This is a genomic window from Devosia sp. (assembly GCF_040509215.1).
Lineage (GTDB): Bacteria > Pseudomonadota > Alphaproteobacteria > Rhizobiales > Devosiaceae > Devosia.
The window spans coordinates 1-6,359 of the sequence record NZ_JBEVLL010000399.1 but is presented as its reverse complement, the minus strand read 5'-3'; the positions used below and the strand labels follow the sequence as shown (position 1 = coordinate 6,359).

5 protein-coding genes are annotated in these 6,359 nt (G+C 60.1%); 1 reads left to right on the top strand and 4 read right to left on the bottom strand.

Annotated elements, in window-relative coordinates; all coding sequences use genetic code 11:
• Positions 1-38: 38 nt before the first annotated feature.
• Entirely contained in the window at positions 39-950 is a 912-nt protein-coding gene (locus tag ABW043_RS22115) for a 2-dehydro-3-deoxygalactonokinase (protein ID WP_353923355.1), read from the bottom strand.
• A 286-nt stretch (positions 951-1,236) separates the two neighbouring features.
• Between ABW043_RS22115 and ABW043_RS22110 the strand changes: the two genes are divergently transcribed.
• Entirely contained in the window at positions 1,237-3,045 is a 1,809-nt protein-coding gene (locus tag ABW043_RS22110; protein ID WP_353923354.1) for an IlvD/Edd family dehydratase, read from the top strand.
• Between the two features lie 116 nt (positions 3,046-3,161).
• Here the strand turns inward: ABW043_RS22110 and ABW043_RS22105 are convergent, their stop codons facing one another.
• The 3 genes from ABW043_RS22105 to lexA form a co-directional block, all read right to left on the bottom strand.
• Entirely contained in the window at positions 3,162-4,958 is a 1,797-nt protein-coding gene (locus tag ABW043_RS22105; protein WP_353923353.1) for a diguanylate cyclase, read from the bottom strand.
• Positions 4,959-5,196: 238 nt separating this feature from the next.
• On the bottom strand, positions 5,197-5,577 hold the full coding sequence (locus tag ABW043_RS22100) for a YybH family protein (protein WP_353923352.1): 381 nt from the start codon (positions 5,575-5,577) through the stop codon (positions 5,197-5,199).
• Positions 5,577-6,284 (bottom strand): transcriptional repressor LexA, encoded by a 708-nt coding sequence (gene lexA / locus ABW043_RS22095; RefSeq protein ID WP_353923351.1) that lies wholly within the window; start codon positions 6,282-6,284, stop codon positions 5,577-5,579. Before lexA ends, ABW043_RS22100 begins: the two co-directional genes overlap by 1 nt.
• Positions 6,285-6,359 lie beyond the last annotated feature (75 nt).

Here is a 6,359-nt window from a genome sequence, read left to right as displayed (position 1 = left end):
AGGATGGCGATGATGTGACGGTGGGACATTGAGACTCCTTAGGCGGCGTCGCGGGCGGCTTTGAGGCCGGCCAGCACGACAGCGGTAGCATCGACAGGACGACCGGCGGCGCCGGCCATTTCCAGCACTTGCCCATAGAGGGCGCATAGGGTCGGTGAGCCGATCAGCGGAACGGGTTCGTTACCGATCTGGTGGCGATTGGCTGATATTTCGGTGCCGATAAGCAAGCCTGAGAGATAGCCGGCGCACCAGGCCGGCTGGCGGCTCGAGACAAGGGCACTGGCGCGCACGCGGAACAATTGGCCGAGCAGATCGGCCGGATGGTCGAGGCCGTCCTTGGCTCCTGCAGCAAAGCCCTCGGCACGCTCGGGTGTATCAAGGTCGCCGCCGAGCGAGTGACGTAGCACCGAATGGGTGGACAATAGCTCGAACATTTCGCCGGTCATGGCGGTGGTGAAGTGCTCGATCTTGGTGCCGTCGAGCAGCGCCCATTTCGAATGCGTGCCGGGCATGCAGACGAGCCCGGAATAGCCGGGCAGGGTGCTGGCGAGCCCGAGGAGCTGGGTTTCCTCCCCGCGCATGACATTATCCGCACCCTGCTTCTGGCAGACGCCGGGCAGGATCGAGACCTTAAGCTTGTCCGAACCGCTATCGGGGTGCACGGCACCTTTGAGAAGGCCACGCAGGTCGGTCGGTGCTTCGAGATACGGAGCCTCAAGCCAGCCCTGCCGGGCCCCGGCCATGCCACAGACGAGGACATCGGTGAGGCCGGTGAGGTCGATGCCGGAAAGGAGTTCGGCCAGCGCGGCCGGGAATTCTTCGCGGGTGAGTTTGCCCATTCCCTTGGGCGAACTGCGGGATGCAAGGACGTTTCCGCCCGCATCGATTGTCCAGCCGCGGAGATTGGATGTGCCCCAATCGACGGCAATCCACGCAACAGATTCGCTCAACCCAAACTCTCCTCGACGAACGCCAAATGAATGCGGCGCGACCCTAATGGGCTTCTCTCACTCTGAACAGGGCGTTCCACCGCACCCGCTACCCGAGCGGTCGGCATTGATCTCCTCGATTGGTAAGATTTTCAGCGCGTTCCGGCACATCTGGGGTCTGTTGCAACGGCGCAATCAATTGTATGATTTTTTCGATTGGAGCCGTTCACACCGGCGCTTGCCGTGATAGAACGGGGTCAACCAAGGCCCCACGGTTCGCTGCGGCGGACGGAAAAGGAATTTGACGATGACGACTGACAATGGCGCCGGTGCCGCGAAGAAACTGCGCTCGCGTGCATGGTTCGATAATCCTGAAAACCCGGACATGACCGCGCTCTATCTCGAGCGCTACATGAATTTCGGCGTCTCGCGCGAAGAGTTGCAGTCGGGCAAGCCGATCATCGGCATCGCCCAGACCGGTTCAGACCTGAGCCCGTGCAACCGCCATCACATCGTCCTGGCTGAACGCGTGCGTGAGGGCATTCGTGAAGCCGGCGGCATCGCCATCGAATTCCCGGTCCATCCGATCCAGGAAACCGGGAAGCGCCCGACCGCTGGCCTTGACCGCAACCTTGCCTATCTCGGCCTCGTCGAAGTGCTCTATGGCTACCCGCTTGACGGCGTGGTGCTGACCATTGGCTGCGACAAGACCACCCCGGCCATGCTGATGGGCGCGGCGACCGTGAACATTCCGGCGATCGCCCTGTCGGTCGGTCCGATGCTCAACGGCTGGCACAAGGGCGAGCGTACCGGTTCGGGTACGATCGTCTGGAAGGCTCGCCAGATGATGGCCGCCGGCGAGATCGACTACGCCCAGTTCATCGAGCTCGTTGCTTCGTCCGCTCCGTCGACAGGCTATTGCAACACCATGGGCACGGCTACGACGATGAACTCGCTGGCCGAGTCGCTCGGCATGCAGCTCCCCGGTTCGGCTGCCATTCCGGCGCCCTATCGCGATCGCCAGGAAATGGCTTACCGCACCGGCAAGCGCATCGTCGACATGGTGCATGAGGACCTCAAGCCCTCTGACATCCTGACCAAGGACAACTTCATCAACACCATCGTCGTCAATTCGGCGATCGGTGGCTCGACCAATGCGCCGATCCATATCCAGGCCATTGCCAAGCACATCGGCGTCGAGTTGGAACTGCAGGACTTCCAGACCTACGGCCACAAGGTGCCGCTGCTGGTCAACCTGCAGCCCGCCGGCGAATATCTCGGCGAAGACTACTACCACGCTGGCGGCGTTCCGGCGGTGGTCAACGAGTTGATGAAGCAGGGTCTCATCCGCGAGAACGCACCGACCGTCAACGGCAAGACCATTGGCGAGAATTGCCGCGCGACGACGATCCAGGACGACAAGGTTATCCGCCACTTCGATAACCCGCTCAAGGTCGACGCGGGCTTCCTCGTGCTACGCGGCAACCTGTTCGACACCGCTATCATGAAGACCAGCGTGATCTCCACCGAGTTCCGCGAACGCTACCTGAACAACCCCGATCACCCGGGCATGTTCGAAGGCAAGGCCGTGGTGTTCGATGGTCCTGAGGACTATCACCACCGCATCGACGATCCCTCGCTCAACATCGACGAGCACACGCTGCTGTTCATGCGCGGCGCTGGCCCGATCGGCTACCCGGGCGCTGCCGAAGTCGTCAACATGCGTCCGCCGGCATACCTTATCAAGAAGGGCATCTCCTCGCTCGCCTGCATCGGTGATGGTCGCCAGTCAGGTACGTCGGGTTCGCCTTCGATCCTCAACGCTTCCCCGGAAGCGGCTGCGGGTGGCAATCTTGCCATTCTCAAGACCGGCGACCGTGTGCGTATCGATCTCAACAAGGGCGAGGCGGATATCCTGATCTCGCATGAAGAGATCGCGACCCGTCGTGCGGCACTTGAGGCTGCTGGTGGCTACAAGTTCCCCAAGCACCAGACGCCGTGGCAGGAAATCCAGCGCGGTATCGTTGGTCAGCTCGGCGACGGCGCCATCCTGAAGCCCGCAGAAAAGTATCAGCGCATCGCCCAGACCGAAGGTCTGCCGCGCGACAACCACTAGAGCTGATAGAAGCGTAACTACGCTTTGACGAAAGGCCGGGCAGCATCACATGCGGCTCGGCCTTTTGATTGGCATAGTAACTGTCTTTTTTGGGGCGCAACGCCGCAGGAAGTGTTCTATGCGAGACGCCTGTTGGCGCGGCCGGACCAATCGCTAACGACCACATTTCTGCCGCCGGACTTGGCCCGCAGAAGCGCCGCATCGGCTCGTTGCATCAGGGTCGCTTTGGGGCGGTTGTCTTCTGTGGTGGCAACACCGATGGAAACCGTCAAGGTGCCCAAAGGCTGCCCCTGATAGTCGATCGGTGCGGTCTCGATGGCGTGCCTTATAGCCTCTGCCTTTTGGAGCCCGGCGGTCCCGTCGTGCTCGCGAAGTATGACGGCAAATTCCTCGCCGCCATACCGGTGTGCCACGCCGCCCTGTCCGGCAACATTTGTGATGATGGCGGCGACCTGGCCCATGACGAAATCGCCAGCATCATGCCCAAACTGATCATTGAAACGCTTGAAGTGATCGATATCGATCATCATCAGCGAGGTAGGAACATCCTTGTTCTCCTGGATCAGGTCAGCCAGGTTTTCGTCGAGCGAGCGCCGGTTGAGCAGTCCCGTCAGCGGATCTTTGACCGCGAGATTGGCCAGCCGATCCCTCAACTGAAGGTTGGCGATCGCCAGCGCCAAATTCTCGGCGATCAGCTCCACATAGGTTCGCGCCTTGCTTAGGGCCGAGCTGCCCTCGACTTCCTCGAAGTACAGCGCGCCCACAGTGTCTCCGCGCGCAGAGAGCGGGACACAAAGAGCCGAACTGGCAACTCGCTCCGCCAGGTGGAGGCACCTGACATCATTATTTGCGCCATCGCTCAAATGAGCCCTGCCTCTCCGAATTCCCCAGCATTCAAGGGCAGTAAATTCCTCACCCGATAAGGTGGGTGTGCCCCACCTACTTTTGGAAATCAGCGCTGTCCTGCCAGCGTTCATCACATAGAGATGGCCAGATAGATCGGGAAACAACTGCGAAGCAAAAAGCGCCACGACAGGCGCCAGCTCTCCTTCCTGTCGGCAGGCCTGGAGGCGGTGCATGAGTTGAAGGATCTGATCTTTGGTCTGTTGATCCTTGCGCCGTTCGGCGTCCAGCCGCTCACGTTCCAAACCGTTGTCGCGAAAGACCTGAATAGCCTCGTTGAGGTCCCCAATCTCGTCGCGGCGACCATCTGACAAAAGCTGAACGTCGTAGTCCTGCCGGGCCAGACGCTGCACGACATTGCTCATCTGCAGCAAGGGCCTGGCGACGCGTCGCGTGAGGACGAAATAGAGCACGCAAAGAAAGACCAGAGCAGTCAGCGCGAGCATCGACTTGGCGATTGTTCCCCAAAGAACTGCCTGCGCGCTTGCCTGTTCTACCTGCCCGCGCGTTAGCGTTGCGACCAGATCGACCAAATGGCGAACGCTGCTCAACAGATTGAACTGCGCTTCTTCGTGCTCGGCAGAGAAAAGAGCTGCCTTGGCCTTATCCACGGTCCCGTTGGTGAAATCCGCGACCGCCTTTTCCTCGATTGCATCGAGAATTTCGGCGTTCGTTTCCACGGTTCGAAGTGCCGCCATTTCCTCTTCGGGCAGCCCCATTTCCCGCAGCAGACGAACGGCGTTTTCTCGTTTTCGCTCTTCGGTCAACGCGGCCCGAAATGCGTCCAGATAGCGCTGCTCGCCAGTGAACACAAAAAGTCGGGCGTCCTCGGTGGTTAGCTCGGCGGCCCGGGCCAGCACCTCTGCGCTCTCATCAATTCTCCAGGCGCTATCGAGGGCTTCGCGCTCACGATCCGCGTAGTGCGTTGCAATGATGAACGAACCGCCTGACAGCAAGGTCAGACCCACGGTCAAAGCATATGCCCAATTGGTGATCGTGCTGATGCGCATCGCGGTCCTCCCTCCGATTAGGCGGCCTAGAGTCGGCTAAAGGATGCGCGATGCCGCTAAAAATGGGCTTAAATTTTGCTATTATCTTTGTCGCGAGACGCTTGGGTTGTTGCGATGCATGCGTCGGCAGCTCTGAATGCCACCAACGCTTCACCGCCGATGCCAACGCGTTGCATCTCAGAGCAGAAGGTCTGGTCTCCGCTGCGGCGCACTTCGGTCGCGACGCGTGGCGTTTCGGCTATTCCGGAAAAGTGCTCAAATTCTCATGCACGATATGCCAACCGCTCTCGCCCTTGGCAAGAACCGTCGTCCCTCGGCCTTTGCCCTCTGCGGTTTCGCCGTCGATAGTCGCGCGCCAATGAAAGCGATACGTGCAGCTGGCAGCTTCGACGCCTTTAGCGATCCAGATTAGGTCTTCGAGCCAATAGGTTTCGTTGGCAAGACGTTGCCATGTGCGCTCGAAGGCTTCGCGCACCGCAGCGTGACCTTGATAGGTGCCGGAACTGAACCAGAAGCTGGCTTCTGGGTCGATCAAGGAGATCAACAGGTCAAAATCGTGCCGGTTGATACGATCGACATAAGCCGCCATCACCGCTTCAGGTGTGGCGGCCACGCTCATCAATATTTCCGCAAGAGACCAACGAGCCGGCCCTGAACCTTTACGCGATCGGGCGGGAAGATACGGGTTTCATAGGCGGGGTTGGCGGCCTCAAGCGCAACCGTGTTGCCCTTGCGGCGCAGGCGCTTGAGGGTTGCTTCTTCGTCATCCACCAGGGCAACGATGATTTCGCCCGTCGAAGCCGTGTCCTGCTTCTTGATGAGCACCGTATCGCCGTCAAAAATACCGGCTTCAATCATCGAGTCGCCGCGCACTTCGAGCGCATAGTGCTCGCCAGCGCCGAGCATTTCCGGGGGAACGGCGATGGTATGGGAGTGGCTCTGGATCGCTTCGATCGGCGTACCAGCAGCGATGCGGCCCATGACCGGGATCGAAATCGGGCGGGCATAGTCGTCATTGCTGCGTGCGGGGGGCGAAGCCACCTTGCCCAGATTGCCCTCAATGACGGAGGGCTCGAAGCGTGCCTTGCGACCACCCAATGAAGGGTTCATCGAGTCGGGGAGCTTGACCACCTCCAGCGCGCGGGCCCGATTGGGCAAACGGCGGATGAAGCCACGCTCTTCGAGGGCTGTAATCAGCCGGTGAATGCCGGACTTGGAGGCGAGATCAAGCGCGTCCTTCATTTCATCGAAGGACGGCGGAATGCCGCTTTCCTTCATGCGTTCATGAATGAACATGAGAAGTTCGTGTTGTTTGCGCGTCAGCATTGCCCGGCGACCCCAGAATCGGAACATAGACGGAACGACTATATGTGTTCCACCTATGTTCCGCAAGAGTCTTGG

Bases quoted from the DNA above. Each gene is read 5' to 3' on its own strand.
- ABW043_RS22110 (WP_353923354.1), top strand. From the start codon at position 1,237: ATGACGACTGACAATGGCGCCGGTGCCGCGAAGAAACTGCGCTCGCGT.
- lexA (WP_353923351.1), bottom strand. From the start codon at position 6,284: ATGCTGACGCGCAAACAACACGAACTTCTCATGTTCATTCATGAACGC.
- ABW043_RS22100 (WP_353923352.1), bottom strand. From the start codon at position 5,577: ATGAGCGTGGCCGCCACACCTGAAGCGGTGATGGCGGCTTATGTCGAT.
- ABW043_RS22105 (WP_353923353.1), bottom strand. From the start codon at position 4,958: ATGCGCATCAGCACGATCACCAATTGGGCATATGCTTTGACCGTGGGT.